Here is a 26,503-nt window from a genome sequence, read left to right as displayed (position 1 = left end):
CTCAAGCGCAATGTTTTAAATGCCGGTCCAAACGAATGAGGAACCCTTCTGGAAACTTCAGATTGCCTTTTCTAGCACGCTTCAAGAAACCACTTGTTGCTTTCGCGGATAGAGGCTTTAGTGGGTGACGTAAAAAATCACCTAGTCCGGCTTCGACACCGAGTAACGGTCTTGACGATGCGCGCGACTTATACTTGCCTCCACCGACGTTCCACGCAGCATTCGGCCATTCATCGGACGAAATTGGGTCATCGTTTTGGTGATCGTATCTATCTGGCGAAGCAAGCTTCGAACCAAGCCAAGCTGAGACGTTTACAGATACTGCATTGCCGATAAGTCGCCAACGAAACGAGGAACGCCCTACCGCTGGATCGTTCGTCCAATCCTCGGCAAATCCTTGTAGACGTTCGGCATCACGAATATCAGGCGTACCCACAAGTCCATCAGGCATCATGATCGCCGGGGGAGACGGTATTCCAATTGTAGAGCCACCTTTCAACGGCGGCACCGAGTTCGCGGCTAACCCGGTCGCGTATGTGCCTTCGGTCCAGTAAAAACCAACCGGCTGTTGAATGCTTAGCTCACGAATTGGAGCCGCCGGCGCGTCCTCAGAAAGCAAGACGTTTCTAGGATCATGGTTCAAGCTGGCCAAGATAAACACCCTGCGCCGACGTTGAGGTAGGCCAAACGACTCTGTGTCGAGCAGTCTATATGCCCAAGAATATCCCAATTGCTCTAGACCTTCGACGACTGCCCGCATTCCTGCGCCTTTGTTGAGATGAAGCATAAAGTGAACATTCTCGATCAAGACCCATTCTACTGGCCGCGACTCGAGCAAACGGAACACCTCACTCACAAGTGACGACTGGGTACCCGTTATTCCAGCTTTGAGACCCGAGGAACTTAAGTTCTGACAAGGGAATCCCGCTGTAACTAGATCGATGTTACTAGGCAACGAGCCCAGTGTTCGTATATCGGACTGAATTTCTACGCCGGGAAAACGCCGCCGTAAAATTGACGCTGCCGCCGGATCAAGCTCACAGAAAAAGGCTGCTTCGTGTCCTGATTTGCTCAGACCCACCTCGAACCCGCCGATACCCGCAAATAAGCCAGCGACTTTCATAGTTTATCAACCTTCTGAACTGGCTCTCTCTCTATCTTCTGAATATTAAGGAGCGATCGCACAATTGCGTATGAAAGCTTCATGGGAACTGCATTTCCAATCAATGTCGCTATAGCTGTTCTGCTACCGGCCGCCTCGAACGAGAAGAAATCAGGAAAACATTGGAGCCTTGCTGCTTCATGCGCAGTCAGTGTCCTATATTTTTCAGGATGCACATAACGGCCCATACACATACTATAAAACCCACTCGTAATTGTTTGAGACGGCAAATCCCATTTGAGGCGCCCATACACGCTGTTGTAGGTCTGCTTTCTATCTCTATGGCAAGGTGGGCGTTCCGAATTTGGGAGATCATAAAGCCCATTATTGAAAAGGTATTCAATACGCCGAACATTGTCTTTCGAGGGCTTCGAGGGTTGGTCAACAAGCTTCGTGCTGGCGGTTTTTAGCAAATCACCAATCGCCCAGCGAACATCGCGACGCTCGGTTACCTCATTTTCTTGGACTATTTTCGGGATCGACGGCGGCGCGAACTCTAGAGACGCCACCACAATGTGACGACGACGAGTCTGTGGAACACCAAGCCGAGATAAATCGACTAGTCCGAATTCGACATGGTATCCCTGTCCTATTAGATTGTTAACGGTAGTTTGAAATATACCGGCTCTGTCGTGCGGCGTGCCTTGTACGTTCTCTATGATAACATGCCGAGGCCTGAACACTTTCGCAGCGCGAGCAAGGGTACTGTATAAGGCATTTTTTGGGTCCGCTCGGCGCGAGTAGTTATTTAGATCGGAATGACCCTGACAGGGTGGTCCTCCAATAACTAAGTCAACTTTCCCAGCCTTCTTTGCGAGCTCAATTTCCACCGAGTTTAACGGAGCATCTAGATCTGCCTCGAAAAAGTCCCCGACATCCCCTTGATGCAAGTTTGCGGAAGGGAAATTGTCTCTAAATACAGCACAGGCCGCAGCACTGTTATCAATAGCGAAGGGAACGGAGGTCGCTAAACCCACCGCCCGGCACGCCTCTTCGACGCCAAGAGCTGTTCCGCCACAGCCGGCGAAGAGGTCCACGTACGTGAAAACCCCTTTAACGTTTGTCTGGACTGGCCGGCCAGCCAGCCTCAAGTAATTGTAATCGTCGAGAGCATTCATGAGCTCCGATTTTGGTAAGCCCTCTCCAACCACAGGCACGTCGCGAAAAGCGAGCAAATCATACGTCCTTATCGTAATCAGTGATCGATTCGTTATGGTTATCAAAGTCGAATGGTTAATCCAACACTGACTATTGCCACATTCACTTGATATCATTTAAGTCTGATTTTAATTGCCTTGGAAATCAATGGACGCGGCGGAAGTTCAAAAGCGCTCATCAATAATGGCGCGGGTCAAAAGCAAAAACACCGTTCCTGAATTAGTGGTCCGACGGCTTGTGTACTCCATGGGTATCAGGTATCGGCTTCACTGTAAGGGCATGCCGGGAACGCCAGATATGGTAATCCGGCGCAGAAAGATCGTGATCTTTGTGCACGGATGCTTTTGGCACCGCCATACGAACTGCAAGAAAACGTCGACACCGAAAAGCCGCGTCGATTTTTGGGAAGAGAAGTTTCGGGCGAACGTGGCTCGCGATGCGGCCGCTCAGGAAGCGCTTAAATCGCTTGGTTGGAAATCGCTAGTAATTTGGGAGTGCGAAACGCGCGATATCGCGACGCTTCGTTCGAGACTTTATAACGAATTACTATGACCGTTACCTAGCGGTGGGTAGGCTCGTTCACGATCTAGTAGGTCTGCCCACCATTGCATCATAAGCGTTCTTTCCTCCCAGTATTTGGCTCGATTGTAGATGCGCCTCACCGACTGCGTGTCGAGATGTGCAAGCTGGGCCTCGATCGCGTCGGCACTGAATTCACCAGACTCGTTCAAAATGCTGCTGGCGGAAGAACGAAATCCGTGGGCGGTATGCTGCGCCTCTGTGACCCCCATCCGCCGCAAGGCCGAATTCATGGAATTCTCGGAAAGAATCTCTTTGCCAGACATCATTGAAGGAAAGACATAGGGCTTATTGCCAAACAGCTCCTTCATCTCCGTGAGAACCTCTACCGCTTGTGTCGAGAGGGGCACATGATGCTCCCTGCGCATTTTCGTTTTTTCGGCAGGAATGGTCCAAACGGCGGCATCAAAATCCAACTCCGTCCACTGCATTGAACGTGTCTCACCGGGACGAGCAAAACATAACGCTTGGATTTTCAAGGCCGCAACCAAAGAAGGCCACCCTTCATACCCGTAAATAGCCCGCATCAGGCCGCCCATCTCAACCTTCGTCGTCAAGGCGGCATGATTGACCGGCACATGGCGTTGGAGAGCCCCGCGTAATGCCGACGTCGGATCATTCTCGGCCCTCGCTGTTGCGATGGCGTAGCGAAACACTCGACCGATGGCAGCGCGAGTAGCCAGTGCGCTCTCCACACGGCCGCTCTTCTCAATGCTGGTCAGCACAGCAAGAACGTCACGCGCCGAAATCTGAGTAACCGGATAAGGCCCAAGCTTTTCGGCGAGGTCCTTCAACATCCATTTGTTTTTAGTGATTGTGGGCTCTGCGCGCTTGTCGCGTTTCAGCTTTTCAATGAACTCATCTGCAATTATGCCGAAGGTGTTTCCGGCAGCGGCCTTGGCAGCAAGCTGATCGCGTTTCTTGGCCAACGACGGGTCCAAACCCTCAGCGAGTTTTTTCTTGGCTTCATCACGCAATCTTCGAGCATCCGCCAAGCCTACGGTTGGATATACCCCAATCGTCAGTGTTTTTCGCTTGCCGAAAAAATCGTAATCGAAGCGCCAGGACTTGCCACCCGCAACCGATATGTAGAGGTAAAGCCCCTTTTCATCGGACAGCTTGCGCGGTTTGCTGTCGGCTTTGGCGTTCTTAACCTGAATGTCTGTCAGTGCCATTTTACGGTATCGGCTTCCTACCACGATGACGAATACCGTAATTTTTACCGACAAAATTGCTGGATGTCACTGCATACCGTTGCACGAACTTACGCGCGCGCGAGGCAAAAGCGCTGGAAAATCAGCGCTTGTTGGACCTCGTTGATCTTGTTGGAAAGGTCGCTGGAGCGGGTGAAGGGAATCGAACCCTCGTATTCAGCTTGGGAAGCTGCTGCTCTACCATTGAGCTACACCCGCGCCGCGCATAAGACATCGGACAGTTCGATCCGGGTGTCAAGCACCTGGCAGGGTCATTGTTCCGCGCGGAAATGCTTGGAAAGTTTCAGGCCCTGCGCCTGGTAATTTGAGCCTAGGCCAGTGCCATAGAGGCCTTCCGGCTTGTGCAGCATGTGCTCGTAAACCAGACGGCCGACGATCTGGCCGTGTTCGAGGATGAAGGGTACTTCGTGGCTGCGCACTTCGAGCACGGCGCGGCTGCCTGTGCCGCCGGCCTGGGCATGGCCGAAGCCGGGGTCGAAGAAGCCGGCATAGTGGACACGGAACTCGCCCACCAGAGGATCGAACGGTGTCATTTCGGCCGCGTAAAGCGGCGGCACGTGTACGGCTTCGCGTGAAACGAGAATATAGAATTCATCCGGATCGAGGATCAGTTCCGCGCGGCCGCGCGCATGAAGCGGTTCCCAGAAATCGAGAACGTCGTGCTGGGCCTTCTTGTCGACATCCACCACCGCCGTGTGATGCTTGCCGCGATATCCGATCAGCCCGTTCTCGCCGAAACCCTTCAGGTCGATGGAAAGCGCAATGCCGCCGCCGGTCACGTTCGGGGTGTCGCTGGCGACCAGCATTTCCGTCTCGTGCAGTTTCAGCAGTTCGCTTTCGTTTAGCAGCGAGTGACCGACGCGGAAGCGGATCTGCGACAGGCGCGATCCGCGGCGCACCACGACGGGGAAAGTGCGCGGGCTGATTTCCAGATAGAGCGGACCTGAATATCCCGCCGGTATCTTGTCGAATTCCTGCGCATTGTCGGTCATGACGCGGGTGAAGATATCAAGACGCCCCGTCGAGCTTTTGGGATTGGCCGAGGCCGACATCTCCGCCGGCAGTTCCAGGCTCTCCATCAGGGGAACGATGTAGACACAGCCGGTTTCCAGCACGGCACCCTGGGTGAGATCGACCTCGTGCAGGCTGAAGCGGTTGAGCTTGTCGATGACGCGGGTTCCGGGGCCGGGCATGAAACTGGCGCGAACGCGATAGGCCTTCGAGCCGAGCCTGAGATCAAGGCTGGCGGGCTGCACCTGGTCAGCATCCAGATCGGCCTCGCTTTTCAGCTTGCCGCCCGCAAACAGCGCCCTGATTGCGCCGTCCGCCAAAATGCCCGTGGTTCTGATCATGGTCATCATTCCTTTTTACGGCGACAAAACCAAAAGGAAAGCATTGACGCAAGCCGGTAACGGCAGTATGGCAAGCTTATCCCGTGGTGATTTGGCCGGTCGGCTTGCAGCCACGTTAAACAAGTGGCTAAAAAGACCGGGTGCTAGGAACCGGTCTGCTTTTGCGGCCGGTTTTTTTGTTTTGAAGGTGATCACATGAGCAATAAATGGCGCCCGGCAACCCAGCTCGTTCACGGCGGTACGCTACGCTCACCCTATGGTGAAACGTCGGAAGCGATCTATCTGACCCAGGGCTTCGTTTACGAAAACTCCGAAGCCGCCGAAGCGCGCTTCAAGGGTGAAACGGATGGATTCATCTACGCCCGCTATGCAAGCCCGACCAATGACATGTTCGAAAAGCGCATGTGCCTGCTGGAAGGTGCGGAAGACGCCCGGGCGCTGGCCTCCGGCATGGCCGCCGTCACTGCCGCCATCATGTGCCAGCTGCGCGCCGGCGACCATATCGTTGCCGCCCGTGCCCTCTTCGGCTCCTGCCGCTGGGTGGTCGAGACGCTCGCGCCCAAATACGGCATCGAATGCACGCTGATCGACGGACGCGATCTTGGTAACTGGGAAAAGGCGATCCAGCCGAACACCAAGCTGTTTTTCCTCGAAAGCCCAACCAACCCGACGCTCGAAGTGGTGGACATCGCCGGCGTGGCGAAGCTTGCCAACCAGATTGGTGCGAAGGTCGTGGTCGATAACGTCTTCGCAACGCCGCTCTTCCAGAAGCCGCTGGAACTCGGCGCCCATATCGTCGTCTATTCCGCGACGAAGCATATTGACGGCCAGGGCCGTTGCCTTGGCGGCGTGATCCTTTCCGACAAGAAGTGGATCGAGGAAGAGTTGCAGGACTATTTCCGTCACACCGGCCCGGCCATGTCGCCGTTCAACGCCTGGACGCTTCTGAAGGGCATTGAAACCCTGCCGCTGCGCGTTAAGCAGCAGACGGCCAATGCCGGCAAAATCGCTGATTTTCTCGCCGATAGCGGCAAGGTCGCCAAGGTCATCTATCCCGGCCGCGCCGATCATCCGCAGGCCGACATCATCGCCCGGCAGATGTCCGGCGGTTCGACGCTGGTGGCTTTCGAGCTGAAGGGCGGTAAGGAAGCGGCATTCGCGCTGCAGAACGCACTGGAAATCGTGAAGATTTCCAACAATCTGGGCGATGCCAAGAGCCTCATCACCCACCCCGGCACCACGACGCACAAGAACCTGACCGATGAGGCGCGCGCCGAACTCGGCATTTCCGGCGGCACCTTGCGTCTTTCCTGCGGCATTGAGGATACGGACGATCTACTGGAGGATCTGGCAAAGGGACTGGCGGCTGTTTCCGCCTGAAAATCAAACCCACACAATCGCCATGGCCCGCCTTCACCGTCGGGCCATGGTGCGTAACCGGTTCCGCCATCCTGGCAAAAGCCGGTGGGACGCAACCAATATTTACCTTTATCGTTATCCCTAACGGTGGAAAACAGCGCAACAGGAGATGCCCCCTGCCCGTCAAGTCATTCATTTTCTTGACGATAGCCAGAGCCTATAGTGTAGGATATTGGCAGCAGGCATAAGATCGAGGTGTGGCGCGTATGTATCGTGCTCTGACAAGGGATATCGAGGTTACGGTTGATCCGTATTATCTCGAGGAACAATCCGACCCGGATGACGACCGTTACGTCTGGGGCTATAAAGTCGTGATCTCGAACAATTCCGATATTCCGGTAACGCTCGTCAACCGCTACTGGCACATCACCGACCAGAATGGACAGGTGGACGAGGTTTACGGCCCCGGCGTCGTCGGCGAGCAGCCACAGCTGAACCCCGGTGACAGCTACGAATACTCATCCGGCTGCCCGCTGGATACGCCGTCCGGCCTGATGTTCGGCCATTATGAAATGGAAACGGACAAAGGCGAGGTGTTCAATGTCACCATACCCGCATTTTCGCTGGATTCACCTGGCCTGTTGCGGGTTCTGAACTGAAGCAGGCGCATCCGCGCGAAGCTGCGCATTCAAAAGCGCAGCCTCGCCAGTCAAACCGCTTCAGGCGTTTTCAAACTCGCTGACATCGTAGCGATAGGTCGTGGAGCAGAATTCGCAGGTCACGGCAATCGCGCCGTCTTCCTCACTCGCCTCGATCTCCTCGGCAGTGAAGCCGGAGAGAACGCCCTTGATCTTTTCGCGCGAGCAGCTGCAGCGGTCGAAAATGACCTGCGGATCATAGATGCGCACGCCATTCTCATGGAAAAGCCTGTAAAGCAGGCGCTCCACCGGCACCTGCGGGTCGGTCAGCTCATCGGTATCCACCGTGTTCAGCAGCGTTACCGCCTCGGTCCAGGCATCGTCTTCCGCCACTTCGGAACCACCCTCGTCACCGTCACCTCCATGGAGATCGCGAAGACGCAGGCGCTCGGGCGCCTGGGGCAGGAATTGGGCAATCACGCCGCCTGCACGCCAGCCATGGCGCGGCTTGCCTTCGCCGTCACGGTCGAAGAACTCCGCGACACCGAGACGCACACGGGTAGGAAGCTGTTCGGACTGACGGAAATAAACACCGGCAATTTCCTCCAGCGACGAGCCGTCCAGCGGCACGATACCCTGATAAGGCTGCATTCCCGCGCCTTGATCGATGGTGAAGGCCAGAATACCGGTGCCGAGCAATTGTTCGGGAGATGTCGCTCCCGCCGCAATCGCCTCCGCCAGCCGCTCCTCATCGAAGCGGGCATAAGCGCGCATGCTTTCGGGCGCGGTGAAATCCGCCACGAGAAGATCGACCGGGCCATCGCCCTTGGTCTGAACGGTCAGCTTGCCGGAGAATTTCAGGGAGGTGCCGATCAGCGCCGTCAGTACCGTCGCTTCCGCGAGAAGGCGGGCGACCACGGCGGGATAATCATGTCTTTCGAGAATGGCATTCAACAGCGGGCCGACCTGCACGGCGCGGCCGCGCACATCCAGACCTTCGACCTGAAAGGGTACGACCTTGTCGTCGCCAGCAAAATCGAGATCGTCCAGTTCAACCGTTACATCTGCCATATCATAACTCCCTGGCGCAGCCGTTGCGCCGCTACCGTCCAAAAGTCCGGCTTTTTAAATGTGCTTTTTCCGCTTGTCGCACAGAGATCCGGGAAGCGAAACCGCCTCCGGGGAAAATCGTGCAAATCGTGATTGTGGCCCGCCAGCGAAAAACCGACGAGCCTGTTCGAAGTCCCACAGATGGTAACGTGCGCGGCCAAGTTCAAGAACCCTTCCTCACCCGCCGGGCTGGAAGGGTAAAAGCCGTCAGATGACGCCCATGCACCACGCGATGATGGACTTCTGTGCGTGCAGCCGGTTTTCCGCCTCATCGAAGACCACCGATTGCGGGCCATCGATCACGCCATCCGTCACTTCCTCACCGCGATGTGCCGGCAGGCAATGCATGAATAGCGCGTCTTTATTGGCTTTCGCCATCAGGGCTTCATTGACCTGATAGGGCTGGAAAATATTGTGGCCGCGCGCCTTGTGCTCCTGGTTCATGGACACCCAGGTATCGGTGACGACGCAATCCGCTCCCGCCACCGCCTTGTCGGCATCGTGATACAGCGCGATCTCGCCGCCATTGTTGCGCGCCCAGTTCAGGAACTTGTCGTGCGGTTCTGAACCCATCGGCACCGCCATTGCCATGCGGTAGCCAAAACGGGCGGAGCCTTCCACGAAGGAATGCAGCACATTGTTGCCATCGCCCGTCCAGGCAATTGTCTTGCCCTTGACCGGGCCGCGATGTTCCTCGAACGTCAATATATCCGCCATGATCTGGCAGGGATGGGTATCGTCCGTCAGACCATTGATGACCGGCACGGTGGCGTGTTCGGCAAGTTCGAGCAGGCGCGAATGATCCGTCGTGCGGATCATGATGGCGTCAACATAACGCGACAGAACCTTGGCCGTATCGCCAATCGTTTCGGCGCGGCCGAGCTGCATTTCCGTGCCCGACAGGAAAAGGGTCTCGCCGCCAAGCTGGCGCATGCCGACATCGAAGGAGACGCGGGTACGGGTGGACGGCTTTTCAAAGATCATCGCCAGCATCTTGCCGGCAAGCGGCTTTTCCGCCGTGCCGGTTTTGGTGGCAATCTTGCGCGTGCGCGCATCATCAAGAATTGTCCGCAAGTCCTCCGACCCTACGGCCGAGAGGTCGAGAAAATGTTTTGGTGAAGCCATTTCAAACTGTCCCATGCTCGCGAGCCTCCGGGAAGAGGCCCGCCCTTTATTGTTTCCTCAGGCGATTTTCGCCTGTTTCGCGGTCAGGGAGGAAGCAGCCGCCTCAACGCGCGCCAAGCCCTCGCGGGCTTCTTCGGCCGTGGTGACGAGCGGCGGCAGAAGGCGGATGACATTGTCACCCGCCGGCACCCCAAGCAGATGCTCAGCGCGCATGGCCTGCAGCAGATCACCCGAAGGCACCTTGGCCTTGATACCCAGAAGCAGGCCTTCGCCGCGAATTTCCTCAATCACGTCAGGATACCGGTCCTTCAGCGACGCGAGCCCCTGCCGGAAAACCAGCGCCACATCACGGACCTTTTCAAGAAAACCTTCGGCGAGAACAACATCGAGCACGGCATTGCCCACCGCCATGGCCAGCGGATTGCCGCCATAGGTGGTGCCGTGTACGCCCGCCGTCATGCCGGAAGCGGCATCCGCCGTTGCAAGGCATGCGCCGAGCGGGAAACCGCCGCCAATGCCCTTTGCGACCGCCATGATATCGGGCGCAACACCGGTCTGTTCATAGGCGAACAGTTTGCCCGTGCGGCCAACACCTGTCTGGACCTCATCGAAAATCAGAAGCAGGCCGTGCTCGTCGCACAGGCTGCGAAGGAGTTGCAGGAATTCCTTGCTGGGCGCGCGGATACCGCCCTCGCCCTGGATCGGCTCGATCAGAAGCGCCGCCGTCTCGGCCGTGATGGCTGCCTTCAGGGCATCGACATCGCCGAAAGGCACCTGGTCGAACCCTTCGACCTTGGGGCCGAAACCCTCAAGGTATTTCTGCTGGCCGCCGGCGGCGATCGTCGCAAGCGTGCGGCCATGGAAGGCGCCTTCGAATGTGATGATGCGGAACTTTTCCGGATGGCCCTTGGAATAGTGATAACGACGTGCCGTCTTGATTGCGCATTCCAGTGCTTCCGCACCGGAATTGGTGAAGAACACCTTGTCTGCAAAAGTTGCTTCCGTCAGGCGCCTGGCAAGCTTTTCCTGTCCCGGCACTTCATAGAGGTTCGAGACGTGCCAGACCTTCTCGGCCTGCGTCTTGATCGCATCGACGAGATGCGGATGGGCGTGGCCCAGCGAGTTGACCGCGACGCCGGCCGCAAAATCGAGATATCGTTCGCCGCTTTCCGTGAACAGCCAGACGCCCTCGCCTCGCTCGAAGCGCAGGGGGGCTCTTGCAAACGTATCGAACAATGGCGCGGCGGCTTCGGCCATGGCTGTATCACTCCTTGCGCGGATGCGCTGTCAGACGGTTGTCAATAGGCTTTGAGGGTTATCCCTCGCCTGAAAATCAAAAATGCCGCCTTGCGGCGGCAGGGGCACTATTGTCACTTCGTTTGCCGATGTCAACAAAAGTCCGCATTTCCCGGGCTTCTCAAGCCCTAGTATGCGACGGCCGATGAGCCCCAAGGTGTTGCCTTTCAGACTCAACTCGCCAGCAAGTTGGGGAAAACCGGAAAATCGATTCCAGATGATTCCCCCGACTCTTGCCACGGAGTCTGCGTGGCACTAGGTTAATCGCTAATTACTAGACTGCATTGCGGCGGAACTAGTCACCAAAAATCCGGCGGAAACCACGCTTGCGGCACGCCCGCGAGACGGAGAAGGATTCTGCCGAAAAAATATACGCGACAAGCGGAGAAGCGGCATGAACTGGACAGACGAGCGAGTCGAGAAACTCAAGAAATTGTGGTCCGAAGGGCTTAGCGCCAGCCAGATTGCGGCGCAGCTGGGCGGCGTCAGCCGTAACGCCGTGATCGGCAAGGTCCATCGTCTCAACCTGCCAGGACGCGTCAAGGCTGGCGGCCCGGTTACTTCGGCGCGTTCCGCGCCCAAGCGCACAGCCGCACCTGCACCGCGCGCGACGACTTTCGCGGCACGCGTCAACGCGGCACCGGCACGGGTTCTCACCCGTTCGAACGCGGCGACCGCACTGCACGAGGAGATCGACATCGAGACGGCACAGGTTCTCGATTACGTTCCTTCCAAAAACGTTGTTACGCCGATTTCCCGTCGCCTGACCTTGACGGAACTGACCGAGCGCACCTGCAAGTGGCCGGTTGGCGATCCGCTGAAGGACGACTTCCATTTCTGCGGTTGTGAAGCGCTGGAATCCTCGCCCTATTGCAAGTTCCATGCGAAGCTCGCCTATCAGCCGGTAAGCGAGCGCCGCAAGGCTTGAGTGTTGCGGCACGTTATCAGCACTCAAAAACTACGGGCCTTCGGGCCCGTTTTTTTTATGGCAAAACCCAAGGTGGTTCCGACTTGGAGCACGTGTTGTTCAAGAAGCGTTGCCAATCCTTGCTCTTGCGCGCTCTGCGAACTTACAGCTGCAACGCGCCCTTGCTGCAAATGCTCTGAATTCGTCCGCGGCGTGCCGCATCCTTTTTTCATCCCTGTCAGGTTTCACCGCTTAATCCGGATTTCAGCGGACCGTCTGCCGCCCTTCCAAAAAGGACGAGGGCGCCCTATTTGCGGAAGGTTCAAAATCGAAAGGCCCGACACCATTCCGGTTTCGGGCCTTCTGATTTCTGAGTAATCCGAATGAAACTACAGGTTTCAGTTCCGCTCAGGCTTCCATCGAATATCCAGCGCCACGCACGGTGCGGATGACATCCTGCATATGGGAGAAATTCAGGGCTTTGCGCAGGCGTCCGACATGCACGTCGACGGTGCGCTCGTCGACATAGATATCGTGACCCCAGACGCCATCCAGCAATTGTGAACGGGAGAAGACCCTGCCCGGCGATGTCATCAAAAACTCCAGCAGGCGGAATTCCGTCGGGCCGAGGCGCACTTCGCGGCTTTTGCGGTGAACGCGATGGGTCTCGCGATCCAGTTCGATATCACCGCATTTCAGCACCGATGAGAGAACCTCGGGACGGGCCCGGCGCAGCATGGCCTTGACGCGGGCCATGAGTTCCGGGGTCGAGAACGGCTTGACGACATAGTCATCTGCGCCGGTGGCAAGACCACGAACCCGCTCGCTTTCCTCACCGCGCGCCGTCAGCATGATGATGGGCAGGCGCTCGGTTTCCGGCCGCATTCTCAAACGACGGCAGAGTTCGATACCGGATACGCCGGGCAGCATCCAGTCCAGGATGAGAAGATCCGGAATACGCTCCTGCAGCCTGATTTCCGCCTCATCGCCACGGGGTATCGTGTCGACGTCGTATCCCTCAGCCTCGAGATTGTAACGAAGCAGGACGCTCAGCGCTTCCTCGTCTTCCACAACTGCAATCTTGGGCACCATATACTGAACTCCGCAAGCTTCTGCTTGTCTGTTACTCGGTCACCGAACCGAGAGTGTTGGAACTGTCGTCCTTCGGACGCTCGCCCTCCGGCTGGCTGCCGGTGGTCATGTAGTAGATCGTTTCAGCGATATTCGTGGCATGGTCGCCGATACGCTCGATGTTCTTGGCGCAGAACAGGAGATGCGTGCAGGTGGTGATGTTGCGCGGATCTTCCATCATGTAGGTCAGAAGCTCACGGAAGAGCGACGTGTACATGGCGTCGATTTCCTCATCGCGTTCGCGAATGGCATTGGCCTTCTCGGCGGAGCGTGTGGAATAGACGTCGAGGACTTCCTTGAGCTGCACCAGCGCCAGTTCCGACAAATGCTCGATACCGCGCGCGAGCTTGCGCGGCACACCGGTTCCGGCAACCGCGATGACGCGCTTGGCCGTGTTCTTGCCGAGATCGCCGACGCGTTCGAGATCGGCGGCGATACGCAGGGTGCCGATGATCTCGCGAAGGTCTGCCGCCATCGGCTGACGCCTGGCGATGGTGACGATGGCCTTGTCGCCGATTTCGCGTTCGGCGTGGTCGAGAATTGTATCGTCCGAAATGACCTTCTGCGCGAGCGCGGCATCGGAATTGACAAGCGCGCGCACGGCATCGCCGCACATCTGCTCGGCAAGACCGCCCATTTCGGCGATACGGCGCGTCAGAAACTTCAATTCGTCGTCATAGGCCGACAGGATATGCGAATGGGTCGTTGTCTGTGTCATGGTCTAGTCCTCCGGCTTGGCCTGCATGCGCGGACCCGGAAGCGGGCACGGCAGAGGCACCAGTCTTGTTCGGTTTCGATAAAGCGCCGGCCGGGATCAGCCGAAGCGGCCCATGATGTAATCCTGCGTGCGCTGGTCATCCGGATTGGTGAACATCTTGTCCGTTTCGTTTTCCTCGACAAGATGACCAAGATGGAACATGGCCGTGCGCTGGGAAACGCGCGCCGCCTGCTGCATGGAGTGGGTGACGATGACGATCGTGTAATTGGTACGCAACTCGTGGATCAGCTCCTCGACCTTCGCTGTCGCGATCGGATCGAGCGCCGAGCAAGGCTCATCCATCAGGATGACTTCCGGGCTGACGGCAACCGCGCGGGCAATGCACAGACGCTGCTGCTGACCGCCGGAAAGGCCCGTGCCGGATTCGTGAAGACGATCCTTCACCTCATTCCACAGGCCGGCCTTCTGCAGGCTGTGTTCGACGATCTGGTCCATATCCGCCTTGTTACGGGCAAGACCATGGATGCGCGGACCGTAGGAGATGTTCTCGTAAATCGACTTCGGAAACGGGTTCGGCTTCTGGAACACCATGCCCACGCGGGCGCGCAGTTCCACGACGTCGATCGCCTGATCGTAGATATCGTCGGTATCGAGCGTGATTTTACCGGTGACCCGGCAACCGTCGATCGTATCGTTCATACGGTTCAAGGTGCGCAGGAAAGTGGATTTTCCGCAACCGGACGGGCCGATAAGGGCGGTCACCGTGTTTTCCCGGACATTGAGGTTCACGTCGTAAAGCGCACGCTTCTCGCCGTAATAAACCGAAACGTCCTTGCCGATCATCTTGTATGAGACTTCATTCATTTTCTTGTCCAGCGCCTTTTCAACTGCTGCTTCCGACAACATGTTCATTGCTCAATCTCCCTCTACCAGCGCCGTTCGAAGCGGCGACGCAACAGGATTGCGCCAACATTCATGACGATGAGGAACAAAAGCAGGATGATGATAGCGCCGGATGTCCTTTCGACAAAGGCGCGTTCGGCTTCGTTCGCCCACATGTAAATCTGCACCGGCAGAGCCGTGGACGGATCCATCGGCGTTGTCGGATAATTCGCAACGAATGCCACCATGCCGATCAAGAGCAGCGGCGCCGTTTCGCCCAGCGCGTGAGCAAGGCCGATGATCGTGCCGGTCAGAATGCCGGGCATGGCAAGCGGCAGGACGTGATGGAAGATCGTCTGCATCTTGGAGGCGCCGAGGCCGAGTGCTGCGGCGCGGATCGACGGCGGTACGGCCTTCAATGCGGCGCGCGTGGCGATGATGATCGTCGGCAGCGTCATCAGCGTCAGGACCAGGCCGCCGACCAGAGAGGCCGAGCGCGGAAAGCCCATGAAGTTGATGAAGACGGAAAGACCGAGCAGACCATAAACAATGGAGGGAACGGCCGCGAGATTGTTGATGTTCACCTCGATAAGGTCCGTCAGGCGGTTCTTCGGCGCGAATTCCTCGAGATAGATCGAGGCGGCGACACCGATCGGCAGCGACAGAACCAGCACGATCATCATCATATAGAAGGAACCGATCAGCGCCACACCGACACCCGCCGCTTCCGGACGGCTCGAATTGCCGTTAACGAAGATGCCGGTATTGAAATGTTTGCCAAGCTGGCCACCTTCTGCGAGCTGGTTCATCCAGCCGAGCTGCTGGTTCGAGATGCGGCGGTTGGCCTCATCCACCGTCAGATCGACCTGGCCCTTGAAGGCGCTATCCACATCGCCCGATGCCAGAAGCGTGACGGTGCGTATGGTGCCGATAACGGCAGGATCAGCGACGACGATGTCGCGCAACTGGGTGCGGACGCTGTCGGAGATCATGACGTTAACGGCGCGCAGACCGGCGCGGTCCGTTGGCGCGACGCCGAGAACCTTGGCAACCGCATCGCGGGCGAGGACGGGATAATTGGCCGTCATCAGCTTTGCGGGATTGGCGGCACGCTCATTCTTCGGGTCGATGATCAGTTCGGAGAACTCGACCGGAACGGTGATCATCGTCTGCTGGAACGCGGTGTAACCCTTGGATACGACCGACCAGAGCAGCAGGAAGAGAAAGATGAGGCCGAAGGAAATCGCTGCCATTCCATAAGCACGGAAGCGGCGTTCGGCGGCATAGCGGCGCTTGATGCCGATATCACGGCGCGTGGCCTTGTTCACGGCGGCACCGGCCGCGGGAGAAACGATGTCGGTCATTCATATTGCTCCCGGTATTTGCGCACGATGTAAAGCGCGTAGATATTCAGGCAAAGCGTGATGGCGAAAAGCGTGATGCCAAGCGCGAAGGCGACAAGCGTCTGCGGCGAGGTGAATTCAAGGTCGCCGGTCAGCTGGCTGACGATCTTGACCGTTACCGTGGTCATCGGTTCGAAGGGGTTGAGCTGCAGGCGCGCGGCAACACCAGCCGCAAGAACCACGATCATGGTTTCGCCGATCGCACGCGATGCCGTCATCAGCACGGCGCCGACGATGCCGGGAAGAGCTGCGGGAACGATGACCTTCTTGATGGTTTCGGACCGCGTGGCGCCGAGGCCGAGGGAACCGTCACGCAGGGAACGCGGCACGGCGGTGATGATATCGTCCGACAGCGACGAGACATAGGGGATCAGCATGATACCCATGACGAAGCCGGCGGTGATGACGCTCTGCGCCTGGATGAAATTGGCGTAGTTACCCGTCGCCAGACCGTTGATCTGCGTGGAAATGTCTCTGAGGAAAGGACCAACCGTCGTCAGCGCGAAGAAGCCGTAGACAATGGTCGGAATACCGGCGAGCACCTCGAGCAGCGGCTTTGCCACGGAGCGAAAGCGCGGCGACGCATATTCCGACATATAGATTGCCGAAAACAGGCCGACCGGAACAGCCACCAGCATGGCGACGAGACCGATATAGAGTGTGCCGGCGAGCAGCGGGATCAGGCCGAACTGACCGGAGGAGTCGGTTGCGCCAGCCGCCGCGAAACGTGGATCCCACACCGTACCGAAGAAGAACTGGTGGGCCGGAACCATGGTGAAGAACTGGATCGCTTCCGTCAGCATCGACATAACGATGCCGATGGTCGTGAGGATCGCGATGGAAGAAGCGACGAGCAGGGCCGCGAGAATGACCCTCTCGACCTTGTTGCGTGCCCGGAAGCGCGGTGCAATCGAACGCAGCGCATAAGCGGCACCGCCGAGTGCGGCCAACAGCACGATGGCGACCATCGCGAAACGGCTGGTGGAGGTCATGTCGTTGAGCGTATGGGCGGCATCGACCATAAACCGCTCGGGATCACCGGCGATCGCCACACCCTTCGAGGCCAGAAGCGGCCTTACCGCCGCCGTATCGGCATCGACCTGCGCGGTTTCCTCCGCCGTCAGCCGCTGAAGGCCACGGGCGATGGAGGTCACCATGCCATAGGTCAGGCTCTGCTGCGCCTCGGATTGCGCCCGCACATCCTCAGGGAAATTTCCGCGCACCGCCGAGGTGACGACGAGCGGGCTGACAATGAGCCAGACGGCAAGAATGAACGCCGCGGGCAAAACCGCCCAGACGACCGCGTAGGAACCGTGATAACCGGCACGGGAATGCATGTTGGCGGGACGCCCGCCAGACAGGGCAACGGCACGGCGGCTGCCGAGCAGGTAGCTGCCGATGCCGATCAGCGCCAGTATCAACAAAAGGATCGATGTGTTCATTAGAGTTCCCTCGGCGTGCCTCAAGAGCACGGTGCGATATCGGGCAAATCAAAAAGTCATCAAAACGAGACGGCTGAACCACCCGGAGATGCTTGCCGCCTGACTGGATCAAAGTCTGGCAAGCGTCAAGGTTGATACATCCTATCCATCTGTAATCGATCAACAATTATGTGGACGACGATGGATCGGAACTGTCAACCGGAGACAATCACCAAAGCGGAAGGGCACCGGAGCGGAACGAGGGGCGCGGCATGCCGCGCCCCTCTTTCTTATTACATGGACGCGCCAGCTGCGAACTTGGCGCGGATTTCTTCGCGCTCCTTGTCCGGAGCGGCAACGAGGCCGTAGTTGGCGAGCGGAGAATCCGGGCCGATCATTTCATCGGAAACGAAGAACTCGACATATTCCTTGAGGCCCGGGATAACGCCCAGGTGAGCCTTCTTCACGTAGAAGAACAGCGGGCGCGAAACCGGGTACTTGCCGCTGGCAACGGTTTCGGTGGACGGAACGACGCCCGAAACAGTCGCGACCTTCAGGCGGTCGGCGTTGTTTTCATAGAAAGCGAGGCCGAAAACGCCAAGGCCGGTCTTGTTGGCATCGATACGGGCAAGCGTCTCGGTGTAGTCGCCGTCGATGTCGACTGCGGCGCCGTCCTTACGGACTGCAACGCACTTGGCGGCAGCCTGCTTGGCATCGGTGACGAGCGTCTTGATGGCGTCGGTGGCGCCGGCTTCCTTGCAGCCGTCAGCCATGATCTTCTCTTCGAAGACTTCGCGCGTGCCGTGCTTGGAACCCGGGATGTAAGCGGCGATCGCGACGTCAGGCAGCTCCTTGTTGACTTCCGACCACTTCTTGTAGGGGTTGGCAACGAGCTTGCCGTCCTTGACGACTTCAGCAGCGAGCGCGAGGTAAAGATCCTTCGGCTCAAGCTTGATGTCCTTGTTGGAAGAGTCCATCGCAAAGACGATACCGTCGTAACCGATCTTCACTTCCTGAACGTCGGCAACGCCAGCAGCCTTACAGGCGGCCAGTTCGTCGCTCTTGATCTTGCGCGAAGCGTTGGCAATGTCGATGGTGCCTTCGCCGACGCCGGAGCAGAACGCCTTCAGACCGCCGCCCGTGCCGCCGGATTCAACAACCGGAGCCTTAAAGTTCGGGAAGGTTTCAGCAAAGGTCTCGGCAACGATCTTGGCATAGGGCAGAACAGTGGAAGAACCGGCAACCTGAATCTGGTCGCGAGCAGCGGCGGCGCCAGCGAAGGCGACAGAAGCCACCAGAGCTGCTGCGGAAAATTTTACGATGTTCATTTGTCTCTCCCGTCGTGGGCTTGTTTGTGGACGCAGCCGATTGCGGCAATCGCTCTTAGCATGCGCTCGGCGACCTTTTCTTAACCACCGTAGCCCCATCCTTTTATGTCACTTTGACGAAAGATTTGTGACAATCTAAATTATTGATTTTATTTATAAATATTTACGACATTAAAAGCAGATGCATATTTTATGTCAGAATCTCACGGTGAAATCCGTGCCGCTGCCCAATTCCGATTTAATGATGAGGCGGGCGCGGTGACGGGTGAGGATATGCTTGACGATGGCAAGCCCGAGACCCGTGCCCTTTTTCGAGCGGCTGTCGGCGACGCTGACACGATAAAAACGCTCCGTCAGGCGCGGCACATGTTCGGCGGGAATGCCCGGCCCCTTGTCGATGACGCTTACCTCCACCGGCTTGCCGGGTTCGGCGCGCAGCCAGACATCAACGACTTTGCCTTCCTGCCCATATTTGCAAGCATTTTCAACGAGGTTCTGGAATACCTGCACCAGCTCGTCACGATCACCCTGCACTTCCGCCGGCCGGTCCGGCAGATGCAGGGTGATATCGACATCCAGCTCATCGGCGAGCGGCAGCAGCGCATCGCGCACATGGCCGATGACAGGGACGAGATCAACCCTCTGGTCCGGGGCGATATTGGCGCGCAATTCGAGCCTTGAAAGGGACATGAGGTCATCCACCAGCCTGCTCATGCGGGTTGCCTGATCCAGCATGATGGCGAGGAAACGTTCCTGCGCTTTCGGATCGTTGCGCGCCGGTCCCTGCATGGTTTCGATGAAACCGCGCAAGGAAGCGAGCGGGGTGCGCAATTCATGGCTGGCATTGGCAACGAAGTCGCTGCGCATACGGTCGATGCGGCGAAGCTCCGAAACATCGCGGAACGACAGGATATAGAATGGCGGACCCGCCCCCTCGCCCGCATCGGCGCGGGCGATGCGAACGATAAAGACCCGCTCGGAAGGAAAACGCTCGGAATGCTCGACCTGATTGGGCTGGCCGGTGGCGATGGTTTCACGAATGACATCCAGCAGGCCAGGCGAACGCAGCCGGGCGGAAATATGCGCACCGGCCGGAAGCTGGCCGAAGGCACGCTCCGCCGCGCCGTTCTGAAACAGCACGCTGGCATTCCTGTCGAGGATGAAGACGGGCGTATCGAGGACGGCAAGTCCCGCCCGGACACCGGAAATGACGTTTTCGCCGGGCACTTCCGGCTGATCCGTTTCCGCGCCCACGTTTTCGTCCTTCGCCGCCGCCGGCCTTTCCCGAACGGCGAGAATGGCGATGATGGCGCAGAGCCACAGGATTGCCGGCATATAGGGCGTGTGAAGCTCCGAGACCGCCACGATGGCAAGCATGCTGACAACCAGAACAGGCAACCAGTTTCGGCGAAGCTTTTTTCCCAAAAGCCTTAATCCACTATCGCCTTCCATGACTGCCATTTCAGCCCACTTTCCACTTCCACCTGACAGCGCATCGAAACCTCATAGGCCAGCTTCATGACAGAGATTCATCGCCGCGCATTTTCCACAACGTATATGCGCAAAATCGGCGCTGCAATCGCCCGTACCGCCGCACCCCGACCAGGCAATCCTCTTTCACTTGAATTCCGGCAATGGATATGAATTCATTGGTGGCGAGTTGCCTTTACACAACAACAACAACCGGAGGAAAACATGGTCGAGGAAACGAAGAAGCGCTCGGTGGAGCTCACCATTGGCGGCAAGCCGCGCAGCTTCGACATCGACGATCCGGTCCTTCCCGACTGGGTGGAGGAAAACAAGCTTTCGGCCGGCGATTATCCCTACGATAAAAAAATGAAGCGCGAGGAATACGATGCAGTCCTCGAAGCGCTGCAGGTGGAGCTGGTCAAGGTACAGTTCTGGTTGCAGGCCACCGGCAAACGGGTGATGGCCGTGTTCGAAGGCCGCGATGCGGCCGGCAAGGGCGGCGCGATCTTCGCTACCCGGGCATATCTCAACCCCCGCTATGCCCGTATCGTGGCGCTGACGAAACCGACGGAAACCGAGCGCGGTCAATGGTATTTCCAGCGTTACATCTCGCATTTTCCGACAGCGGGTGAATTCGTTCTGTTCGACCGTTCCTGGTATAACCGCGCCGGGGTGGAGCCGGTCATGGGGTTCTGCACCCCGGAAGAGCACAAGCGCTTCCTCAAGGAAACGCCGCGTCTTGAAAAGATGCTGGTCCATGAGGACGTTCATCTGTTCAAGTTCTGGCTCGACATCGGCCGGGAAACGCAGATCGAGCGTTTTCACGATCGTCGCCACAGCCCGCTGAAATGCTGGAAGCTTTCCGACATGGATATTGCCGCACTGACGAAATGGGATGACTACACGGACAAGCGCGACGAGATGCTGGAAAAGACCCATACCGACGCTGCCCCCTGGACAGTGGTGCGCGCCAACGACAAACGCCGCGCAAGGGTGAACCTCATCCGGCACATTCTCAATGCGCTCGATTATGACGGCAAGGACAAGAAGGCAATCGGCGAGATCGACGGCAAGATACTGGGATCAGGACCCGGCTTTCTCAAATAGGATAGAGCAACAGTGACAGGCGCCCAAAGGCCGCGGCGCTTGTCACCTTTGTTACCGGCCCGCTTCTTACTGACCCGGCAGAATGCGCACGGAATAAAGATTGACCGGGCGGCTGTTGCCATCAATATCGCTGTTGATGAAGACCTTGCCCGGCGCATTTGGGGCCAGCGAACGTTCAAATGTCGCATTCAGCAGCATATCCGCACGCTCGGCCGTGGCCGTAAAGCGGTGACGGGAGCAATCGCCAAGGGTTGCGAAATCGCAGGCGACGGAAACCTGCGTCTGCCGGTCGCTGGATGATTGCAGCGTGATTGATATGGTCGAGGATTTGCCCGCCATATCCCGCATCACCTCCACCGGAACCTCGATGCTGACCGCACCATCCTGTGAGACGCTTCTCGACGTCACCTTTATCGCCTTGCCGGCCGGCGTGGCAATATTCTCGACAGTGGCGCGCGCGCCTGCCGAAATTCCGGAACTGCCGCGCTCGGCATTGAATATTTCGACCCAGTCATCGGAAAAACCACGGCCCGCGGAAAGGCTCGGCGCTGGTTCCGCACCGGTGAAGTCCTCCGCCTGCACCTGCGCCGGCGGATTGGGCACGCTGGTATCGCGTTGCTCCGGCGACAGCAGCAGGCCGGAAGAATAGGCCCACCAGGCGCCGAAACCGATAAAGGCCAGGAGTGTCAAATATATGAAAAGTCTGGCAAAAAGCCCGCGGCGTTTGCGCCGGCCAACAGCACCTTCCGGACGAAAGGCAAGCGAGGCGTCGGCTGCACTGGAGCCCCTCTTTGGCGTCTTTCCATTGCGCCGGCCGGCGCTCAGGTTTTCAGCAGCAACCGGCCGCGCGTCGCGCGTTTCGCCGCGCAATTCCGGTTCGACAGCCATATCGCCGTGATGCTGGGGTTGTGAGGCAGGATCGACCGAGTGATCATCCTGCACCGGACTTTCCGGCAGAGGCGGCCGCAATTGCTGCTCCACCCGATCGAGAAGACGGTTGCGCTCTTCATTCTCGATAATATGGATCAGGCTCTCGAGCCGCTGGCGCTGCTGGGCCACCACCTGCGGATCGTCTATGCCCTGCTTGCGCAGGCCCGCTTCCAGTGCCTGACGGGAGGATTGGTAAATCCGTGCACGAACTTCGGCGTTCGATCTGTCCGATTTTTCCAGAGCATTTCTGATTGCCGTTTCCAGTCCGCTCACGACCGATCCTTGTTCTATTGCGCCTTGCAAAAAATATGCGGCGTTGCGCCATACATTCACGATTCGGTAACGGCTATGCCGCGCCTCCGCAAGCACAGTTTGTTATAAAGACCGGATTGCTTTGGGGAAAATCGATCCATTGTGGCGCTGCGAACGCAGATTTGAGAGCCCGGCACCACGCCGTTTTCGCTTTCAATCCGCTGGCGAACGCGATATTGACTTACGTGCGCGTAAACGTAATCCGTGGGAGGAGACATGCTGCCGTCCGTGCTGAAAGACAATCTGCGTCTTCCGGTCATAGCGTCACCGCTATTCATTATTTCACATCCGCAACTGACACTGGCCCAATGCAAGGCGGGTGTCATCGGTGCTTTCCCCGCGCTGAATGCGCGGCCAGAAAGCCAGCTGGATGAATGGCTGGCAATGATCACCGAGGAGCTGGCCGCCCACAACAAGGCCAACCCCGACCGCCCGGCTGCACCCTTCGCGGTCAACCAGATCGTGCACATGTCCAACCGGCGGCTGGAACACGATCTCGGCCTCTGCGTCAAATACAAGGTGCCGGTGGTGATTTCCTCGCTCGGCGCCGTGCCGGAGGTCAACGCGGCCGTGCATTCCTATGGCGGCATCGTTCTGCATGATATCATCAATGATCGCCATGCCCGCTCCGCCATCCGCAAGGGAGCGGACGGGCTGATCGCTGTGGCCACCGGCGCCGGCGGACATGCGGGCACGCTTTCGCCCTTCGCCCTCGTCCAGGAAATCCGCGAATGGTTCGACGGGCCACTGCTGCTCGCCGGCGCTATCGCCAATGGCGGCTCCATTCTGGCCGCACAGGCGATGGGCGCGGATATGGCCTATATCGGTTCCCCCTTCATCGCCACGCAGGAGGCGCGCGCCTCCGACGGCTACAAGCAGGCGATTGTGGAAGCGCAGGCCAAGGATATCGTTTATTCGAACTATTTCACGGGCGTGCATGGCAATTACCTGAAAAGCTCCATCGTCGCCTCCGGCATGGACCCGGACAATCTCCCCGAGGCGGATCCTTCGAAAATGGATTTCGAAACCGCCACCGGCGGCGCCAAGGCGTGGAAAGACATCTGGGGCGCAGGCCAGGGCATTGGCGCGGTCAAATCTGTCGAGCCTGTAGCGGACCTCGTCGATCGTCTGGCCAATGAATATGAGGACGCCAAAAAGCGCATCTGCGGCAAGGCCTGAAGCCACAGGTAAACAATGGACAGGCAAAGCTTTTTACGGAATTTTCAAAACCAGCGCATTCAAGGCTTGAAATCCGTCAGCATTGCCTGTATCAGCCCGCCATGAAGCTGATCCGTAACAAACGGGTCACAATCGGGCCGCTTTAGCTCAGTTGGTAGAGCACGTCATTCGTAATGACGGGGTCACGTGTTCGAGTCACGTAAGCGGCACCATTTTATCTCCCCAAATCGCAATTTATGCTCAGACCGATTTCCATCGGCGCTGTCGGCGTTTCTGTTAGCATCATGCTGCCTGCGATCACCAAAACCTTTGAAACCAAACCGCCCGCCACACGTTGACCGGCAAGTCACTCTCAAATGGAAAGCCGGTCATCGTGGATGTCATTCGTATTCTTATCGCCATCATCCTTCCGCCCGTCGGCGTGTTTCTTCAGGTCGGGCTTGGGCTGCATTTCTGGCTGAATATTCTCCTGACGCTGTGCGGTTATGTGCCCGGCATCATTCACGCCATCTGGGTGATCCTGCGGAAATAGTACTCACGATGATCGCTTGGGCGCGGCGGCGTGCCGATACCAAAGGGATGTCCGCAATATTTTAGTACGTGATTAAATTCTTTCAGATCTGGAACCTCACCTTCGCCCTCACGTTAAGGTGATGACACCAGCCAAGGAGAAAATCATGAACCAGATCATCTACATCGTCGGCCTAGTCGTTATCGTTCTGGCAATTCTGTCGTTTTTCGGCTTCCGCTGATCACCGTTGTCAATTCGATCGCTTGCGCTTATCCTAAGCAGCAGTAACACACGACCGCGTTCATGGGTTGCTGCGCTGTCGAGTGTATTTCGGGATCGCGTTGCTCTGGGAGGTGCACGATGAAGAACGAGAGATGGACAGAACCTGTCGAGGTCAATCTCGAGGCGAACGGCAAGAGTGTCGTCGCCGGTCCTTTCGAGGCCCTGATATTGTTGACCGAAGGCTGGCCTAAAATTCGTGGATTGAGTTTCGTGAGAGCCAGAAGCGCCTGCCGCGCCGCCCTTGATGGACGCAAGTCTCCCGAGGAAGCCCGCAAGTGCTTTACCGATGCGGTTTCAGAGATGCAAAAAAACCCGCATTGACGTGCGGTGAAACGATAAACGGCTCCTTCTCAGGAGCCGTTTTTGTGTGCGGCATTTCCGGGCCTTAAAGAAGCCGGAAATGCCCGCTTGTAACGCTGCCGGGCCTTACATCCAGTAGGGCGCGACGCCGTAATAGTCATAGACCTTGCGGTCCTTGGCGTTCAGCAGATCGTCATCATCGAGATTGGCGAAATGCGGCGCGTTTTCGATCTCTTCCTTGGTCAGATCGATGCGGTAGCCATCAAGCTCCTCGTCGTAGTGAAGCTTTTCCCAGGGCAGCGGATAATAATCATCGCCGATGCCCAGAAAGCCACCGAAGCTCAATACCGCGTAAGCGACACGGCCGCCGCGCTTTTCCAGAATGATGCGCTGGATCGATCCAATGTGTTTGCCATCGGCGCCATAAACGCGTGTTCCTTCAACCTTGTCGCTGGCGATAAGGCTTGGCGTGTCTTTGACATAGGGGTCCTGTCCTGCACGGGGTTCCTGATGCAACATGACATCTTCCTCCTTGGTTTTCCTCGTAAATGTTACGTCTGGTAAACCGCTGCACGTACAATTCGTTCCGAAGCTTTTTAAGCCGCGAACCGGGAATTTTTTCGCATAAGCATGGAACGAAACGGCGTTATTGCCTGATCTTCTGCCAGACCGAAGGTGAGACGCCGACCATCTTGCGGAAGACACGGGAGAAATGCGCCTGGTCCGAAAAACCGGCGGCTATGGCAATGTCGGTGAGCGCCATGTCCGTTCGCATCATCAGATCCTTGACGCAGTCAATACGCGCCTGCATCTGCCATTGATGCGGCGGCACGCCCGTCGATGCCTTGAAGGCGTGACTGAAATGGGATTGTGACAGGTTGGTGAGTTCCGCGAGTTCCTCCAGCCTTATCGACCGCAGGCAATGTTCGCGAATGTAATCCGTCGCCGCCCGCAATTGCCACGAGGCGAGCTTGCTGCGCTTCTTGACCGGCTCGCGCTTTACCTTGAGGAAATCCGTCAACAGCGCCAGCACGAGGCTTTCGCCGTAGAGATCGTGCAACGGGTCTGGATTATCGCATTCGGCGGCGATCAGCCGCGCGAGCGCCAGCAGCCGCTCATCCTCGAACATCAGATGCGGATCGAGCAGCCCGTGGGGATCGAAGCCCTGCACCAGCCGCGCACCCAGCAATCCCGCATCGAAGTGCAGATCGAGATGGCGCACGAAGGAAACATTGCTCAGTTCCGCATGCACATCCAGATCGGCGGGCACGAAAGAAATCTGGTTCGCCTCGGATGAGCCGTAATTGTCACGGCGGTGCCTGTTCATCATGAAGCGGCCGCCATCCGCTCCATCCATATCGAGCAGGAAAACGAAACGCGGGTCCTTGCCGACATAACGGCCGCCCGCCCTCGGTGCGCAACGCACGTCCCAGAGATCGGCAACGATGCCGTTCCACATCCTTGAGCGCGGGCCGCCAATGACGGCAAAGCCCTCGATCTCATTTTCCATCCGAACGCGGAAAGCCATGGCCTCTTGATCCCGCAAGGCGCCATGGCGCCACTATAAACATGATAAGATTATTCATGTTTATAGTGGCAAACTATTTTTCCCGCAACTGCCGGCCGGCC

The 26,503-nt window shown here is 57.7% G+C and carries 26 protein-coding genes, 2 tRNA genes and 1 riboswitch; of the genes, 10 read left to right on the top strand and 18 right to left on the bottom strand.

All coding sequences use genetic code 11. The annotated features are described in order from the left end of the window. Position 1 precedes the first annotated feature (1 nt). Positions 2 to 1,123: a DNA (cytosine-5-)-methyltransferase gene (gene dcm / locus FY152_00560; GenBank protein ID UXS30651.1), complete on the bottom strand. Its 1,122-nt coding sequence runs from the start codon at positions 1,121 to 1,123 to the stop codon at positions 2 to 4. Further along, positions 1,120 to 2,199 (bottom strand): DNA cytosine methyltransferase, encoded by a 1,080-nt coding sequence (locus FY152_00555; protein ID UXS30650.1) that lies wholly within the window; start codon positions 2,197 to 2,199, stop codon positions 1,120 to 1,122. The genes dcm and FY152_00555 overlap by 4 nt, the downstream gene beginning before the upstream one ends. Positions 2,200 to 2,467: 268 nt before the next feature. Between FY152_00555 and vsr the strand changes: the two genes are divergently transcribed. Then, positions 2,468 to 2,872: a DNA mismatch endonuclease Vsr gene (gene vsr, locus FY152_00550; protein UXS30649.1), complete on the top strand. Its 405-nt coding sequence runs from the start codon at positions 2,468 to 2,470 to the stop codon at positions 2,870 to 2,872. On the opposite strand, the gene FY152_00545 is transcribed toward vsr, so the two are convergent. The 3 genes from FY152_00545 to FY152_00535 form a co-directional block, all read right to left on the bottom strand. Beyond that, a complete protein-coding gene (locus tag FY152_00545; protein UXS30648.1) occupies positions 2,854 to 4,074 on the bottom strand; it encodes an integrase arm-type DNA-binding domain-containing protein in 1,221 nt (406 codons plus the stop codon). The two genes, vsr and FY152_00545, sit on opposite strands and share 19 nt — an antisense overlap. A 163-nt stretch (positions 4,075 to 4,237) precedes the next feature. Further along, a tRNA-Gly gene (locus tag FY152_00540) sits at positions 4,238 to 4,311 on the bottom strand. Positions 4,312 to 4,364: 53 nt separating this feature from the next. Next, complete coding sequence (locus FY152_00535) at positions 4,365 to 5,465, bottom strand: 2'-deoxycytidine 5'-triphosphate deaminase (GenBank protein UXS30647.1); 1,101 nt, start codon at positions 5,463 to 5,465, stop codon at positions 4,365 to 4,367. Between FY152_00535 and FY152_00530 the strand changes: the two genes are divergently transcribed. The 3 genes from FY152_00530 (at position 5,464) to apaG (ending at position 7,483) form a co-directional block, all read left to right on the top strand. Further along, complete coding sequence (locus FY152_00530; protein UXS30541.1) at positions 5,464 to 5,664, top strand: hypothetical protein; 201 nt, start codon at positions 5,464 to 5,466, stop codon at positions 5,662 to 5,664. The two genes, FY152_00535 and FY152_00530, sit on opposite strands and share 2 nt — an antisense overlap. Beyond that, positions 5,539 to 5,617: riboswitch (SAM riboswitch) on the top strand. (Overlaps the previous gene by 79 nt.) Continuing rightward, positions 5,661 to 6,845 carry an O-succinylhomoserine sulfhydrylase gene (locus tag FY152_00525; protein ID UXS30646.1) on the top strand — a complete coding sequence of 395 codons (1,185 nt, stop codon included), beginning with the start codon at positions 5,661 to 5,663 and terminating at the stop codon, positions 6,843 to 6,845. Before FY152_00530 ends, FY152_00525 begins: the two co-directional genes overlap by 4 nt. A 245-nt stretch (positions 6,846 to 7,090) precedes the next feature. Further along, positions 7,091 to 7,483, top strand: coding sequence for a Co2+/Mg2+ efflux protein ApaG (gene apaG, locus FY152_00520; GenBank protein UXS30645.1), 393 nt, complete (start codon positions 7,091 to 7,093; stop codon positions 7,481 to 7,483). A 60-nt stretch (positions 7,484 to 7,543) separates the two neighbouring features. Here apaG and FY152_00515 read toward each other — a convergent pair whose 3' ends face one another. The 3 genes from FY152_00515 to FY152_00505 form a co-directional block, all read right to left on the bottom strand. Continuing rightward, complete coding sequence (locus tag FY152_00515) at positions 7,544 to 8,533, bottom strand: Hsp33 family molecular chaperone (protein UXS30644.1); 990 nt, start codon at positions 8,531 to 8,533, stop codon at positions 7,544 to 7,546. Between the two features lie 246 nt (positions 8,534 to 8,779). Beyond that, positions 8,780 to 9,697, bottom strand: coding sequence for an ornithine carbamoyltransferase (gene argF, locus FY152_00510; protein ID UXS30643.1), 918 nt, complete (start codon positions 9,695 to 9,697; stop codon positions 8,780 to 8,782). Positions 9,698 to 9,754: 57 nt separating this feature from the next. Beyond that, positions 9,755 to 10,954, bottom strand: a complete 1,200-nt coding sequence (locus FY152_00505) for an aspartate aminotransferase family protein (protein ID UXS30642.1) — start codon at positions 10,952 to 10,954, stop codon at positions 9,755 to 9,757. Positions 10,955 to 11,387: 433 nt separating this feature from the next. Here FY152_00505 and FY152_00500 point away from each other — a divergent pair, with 433 nt between their 5' ends. Then, positions 11,388 to 11,921, top strand: a complete 534-nt coding sequence (locus FY152_00500) for a GcrA cell cycle regulator (protein ID UXS30641.1) — start codon at positions 11,388 to 11,390, stop codon at positions 11,919 to 11,921. A 387-nt stretch (positions 11,922 to 12,308) separates the two neighbouring features. Here the strand turns inward: FY152_00500 and phoB are convergent, their stop codons facing one another. The 7 genes from phoB to phoR form a co-directional block, all read right to left on the bottom strand. Next, entirely contained in the window at positions 12,309 to 12,992 is a 684-nt protein-coding gene (gene phoB / locus FY152_00495; GenBank protein ID UXS30640.1) for a phosphate regulon transcriptional regulatory protein PhoB, read from the bottom strand. A gap of 31 nt (positions 12,993 to 13,023) precedes the next feature. Further along, positions 13,024 to 13,749, bottom strand: a complete 726-nt coding sequence (gene phoU, locus FY152_00490) for a phosphate signaling complex protein PhoU (GenBank protein ID UXS30639.1) — start codon at positions 13,747 to 13,749, stop codon at positions 13,024 to 13,026. A gap of 96 nt (positions 13,750 to 13,845) precedes the next feature. Beyond that, entirely contained in the window at positions 13,846 to 14,661 is an 816-nt protein-coding gene (locus FY152_00485) for a phosphate ABC transporter ATP-binding protein (GenBank protein UXS30638.1), read from the bottom strand. 14 nt (positions 14,662 to 14,675) lie between these two features. Continuing rightward, positions 14,676 to 15,995, bottom strand: a complete 1,320-nt coding sequence (gene pstA / locus FY152_00480; GenBank protein ID UXS30637.1) for a phosphate ABC transporter permease PstA — start codon at positions 15,993 to 15,995, stop codon at positions 14,676 to 14,678. Then, on the bottom strand, positions 15,992 to 17,476 hold the full coding sequence (gene pstC / locus FY152_00475; protein ID UXS30636.1) for a phosphate ABC transporter permease subunit PstC: 1,485 nt from the start codon (positions 17,474 to 17,476) through the stop codon (positions 15,992 to 15,994). The genes pstA and pstC overlap by 4 nt, the downstream gene beginning before the upstream one ends. A 272-nt stretch (positions 17,477 to 17,748) precedes the next feature. After that, positions 17,749 to 18,783: a phosphonate ABC transporter substrate-binding protein gene (locus FY152_00470; protein ID UXS30635.1), complete on the bottom strand. Its 1,035-nt coding sequence runs from the start codon at positions 18,781 to 18,783 to the stop codon at positions 17,749 to 17,751. 195 nt (positions 18,784 to 18,978) lie between these two features. Next, complete coding sequence (gene phoR / locus FY152_00465) at positions 18,979 to 20,244, bottom strand: phosphate regulon sensor histidine kinase PhoR (GenBank protein ID UXS30634.1); 1,266 nt, start codon at positions 20,242 to 20,244, stop codon at positions 18,979 to 18,981. A gap of 234 nt (positions 20,245 to 20,478) precedes the next feature. Between phoR and ppk2 the strand changes: the two genes are divergently transcribed. After that, the gene (gene ppk2 / locus FY152_00460; GenBank protein UXS30633.1) at positions 20,479 to 21,360 is read left to right on the top strand and encodes a polyphosphate kinase 2; all 882 of its coding nucleotides are present in this window, start codon (positions 20,479 to 20,481) and stop codon (positions 21,358 to 21,360) included. Positions 21,361 to 21,426: 66 nt separating this feature from the next. Here the strand turns inward: ppk2 and FY152_00455 are convergent, their stop codons facing one another. Then, entirely contained in the window at positions 21,427 to 22,563 is a 1,137-nt protein-coding gene (locus tag FY152_00455) for a hypothetical protein (GenBank protein ID UXS30632.1), read from the bottom strand. A gap of 255 nt (positions 22,564 to 22,818) precedes the next feature. Between FY152_00455 and FY152_00450 the strand changes: the two genes are divergently transcribed. The 4 genes from FY152_00450 to FY152_00435 all read left to right on the top strand — a co-directional run bounded on the left by FY152_00450 (position 22,819) and on the right by FY152_00435 (position 24,895). Next, entirely contained in the window at positions 22,819 to 23,781 is a 963-nt protein-coding gene (locus tag FY152_00450) for a nitronate monooxygenase (protein UXS30631.1), read from the top strand. A 136-nt stretch (positions 23,782 to 23,917) separates the two neighbouring features. Beyond that, positions 23,918 to 23,993 (top strand) — tRNA-Thr (locus tag FY152_00445). 161 nt (positions 23,994 to 24,154) lie between these two features. Further along, complete coding sequence (locus tag FY152_00440; protein UXS30630.1) at positions 24,155 to 24,313, top strand: YqaE/Pmp3 family membrane protein; 159 nt, start codon at positions 24,155 to 24,157, stop codon at positions 24,311 to 24,313. A 339-nt stretch (positions 24,314 to 24,652) separates the two neighbouring features. Further along, the gene (locus FY152_00435) at positions 24,653 to 24,895 is read left to right on the top strand and encodes a DUF982 domain-containing protein (protein UXS30629.1); all 243 of its coding nucleotides are present in this window, start codon (positions 24,653 to 24,655) and stop codon (positions 24,893 to 24,895) included. 105 nt (positions 24,896 to 25,000) lie between these two features. Here the strand turns inward: FY152_00435 and FY152_00430 are convergent, their stop codons facing one another. Together FY152_00430 and FY152_00425 are read right to left on the bottom strand one after the other, a co-directional pair. Next, a complete protein-coding gene (locus FY152_00430) occupies positions 25,001 to 25,393 on the bottom strand; it encodes a PRC-barrel domain containing protein (protein ID UXS30628.1) in 393 nt (130 codons plus the stop codon). A 127-nt stretch (positions 25,394 to 25,520) separates the two neighbouring features. Beyond that, a complete protein-coding gene (locus FY152_00425) occupies positions 25,521 to 26,402 on the bottom strand; it encodes a helix-turn-helix transcriptional regulator (protein UXS30627.1) in 882 nt (293 codons plus the stop codon). Positions 26,403 to 26,503 lie beyond the last annotated feature (101 nt).

Source organism: Agrobacterium tumefaciens, assembly GCA_025560025.1.
GTDB lineage: Bacteria > Pseudomonadota > Alphaproteobacteria > Rhizobiales > Rhizobiaceae > Agrobacterium.
Note: the sequence above shows the minus strand (reverse complement) of the source record. Positions and strands in the feature narration are given on the sequence as shown.

Coding starts and splice junctions, on each gene's coding strand:
- ppk2 (UXS30633.1), top strand. CDS start 20,479: ATGGTCGAGGAAACGAAGAAGCGCTCGGTGGAGCTCACCATTGGCGGC.
- FY152_00500 (UXS30641.1), top strand. CDS start 11,388: ATGAACTGGACAGACGAGCGAGTCGAGAAACTCAAGAAATTGTGGTCC.
- vsr (UXS30649.1), top strand. CDS start 2,468: ATGGACGCGGCGGAAGTTCAAAAGCGCTCATCAATAATGGCGCGGGTC.
- argF (UXS30643.1), bottom strand. CDS start 9,697: ATGGCTTCACCAAAACATTTTCTCGACCTCTCGGCCGTAGGGTCGGAG.
- FY152_00525 (UXS30646.1), top strand. CDS start 5,661: ATGAGCAATAAATGGCGCCCGGCAACCCAGCTCGTTCACGGCGGTACG.
- phoR (UXS30634.1), bottom strand. CDS start 20,244: ATGGCAGTCATGGAAGGCGATAGTGGATTAAGGCTTTTGGGAAAAAAG.
- FY152_00470 (UXS30635.1), bottom strand. CDS start 18,783: ATGAACATCGTAAAATTTTCCGCAGCAGCTCTGGTGGCTTCTGTCGCC.
- FY152_00530 (UXS30541.1), top strand. CDS start 5,464: ATGGTCATCATTCCTTTTTACGGCGACAAAACCAAAAGGAAAGCATTG.
- FY152_00430 (UXS30628.1), bottom strand. CDS start 25,393: ATGTTGCATCAGGAACCCCGTGCAGGACAGGACCCCTATGTCAAAGAC.
- pstC (UXS30636.1), bottom strand. CDS start 17,476: ATGAACACATCGATCCTTTTGTTGATACTGGCGCTGATCGGCATCGGC.
- FY152_00535 (UXS30647.1), bottom strand. CDS start 5,465: ATGATCAGAACCACGGGCATTTTGGCGGACGGCGCAATCAGGGCGCTG.
- apaG (UXS30645.1), top strand. CDS start 7,091: ATGTATCGTGCTCTGACAAGGGATATCGAGGTTACGGTTGATCCGTAT.
- phoB (UXS30640.1), bottom strand. CDS start 12,992: ATGGTGCCCAAGATTGCAGTTGTGGAAGACGAGGAAGCGCTGAGCGTC.
- FY152_00435 (UXS30629.1), top strand. CDS start 24,653: ATGAAGAACGAGAGATGGACAGAACCTGTCGAGGTCAATCTCGAGGCG.
- FY152_00515 (UXS30644.1), bottom strand. CDS start 8,533: ATGGCAGATGTAACGGTTGAACTGGACGATCTCGATTTTGCTGGCGAC.
- pstA (UXS30637.1), bottom strand. CDS start 15,995: ATGACCGACATCGTTTCTCCCGCGGCCGGTGCCGCCGTGAACAAGGCC.
- FY152_00545 (UXS30648.1), bottom strand. CDS start 4,074: ATGGCACTGACAGACATTCAGGTTAAGAACGCCAAAGCCGACAGCAAA.
- dcm (UXS30651.1), bottom strand. CDS start 1,123: ATGAAAGTCGCTGGCTTATTTGCGGGTATCGGCGGGTTCGAGGTGGGT.
- FY152_00450 (UXS30631.1), top strand. CDS start 22,819: ATGCTGCCGTCCGTGCTGAAAGACAATCTGCGTCTTCCGGTCATAGCG.
- FY152_00485 (UXS30638.1), bottom strand. CDS start 14,661: ATGAACATGTTGTCGGAAGCAGCAGTTGAAAAGGCGCTGGACAAGAAA.
- FY152_00425 (UXS30627.1), bottom strand. CDS start 26,402: ATGGCTTTCCGCGTTCGGATGGAAAATGAGATCGAGGGCTTTGCCGTC.
- FY152_00505 (UXS30642.1), bottom strand. CDS start 10,954: ATGGCCGAAGCCGCCGCGCCATTGTTCGATACGTTTGCAAGAGCCCCC.
- phoU (UXS30639.1), bottom strand. CDS start 13,749: ATGACACAGACAACGACCCATTCGCATATCCTGTCGGCCTATGACGAC.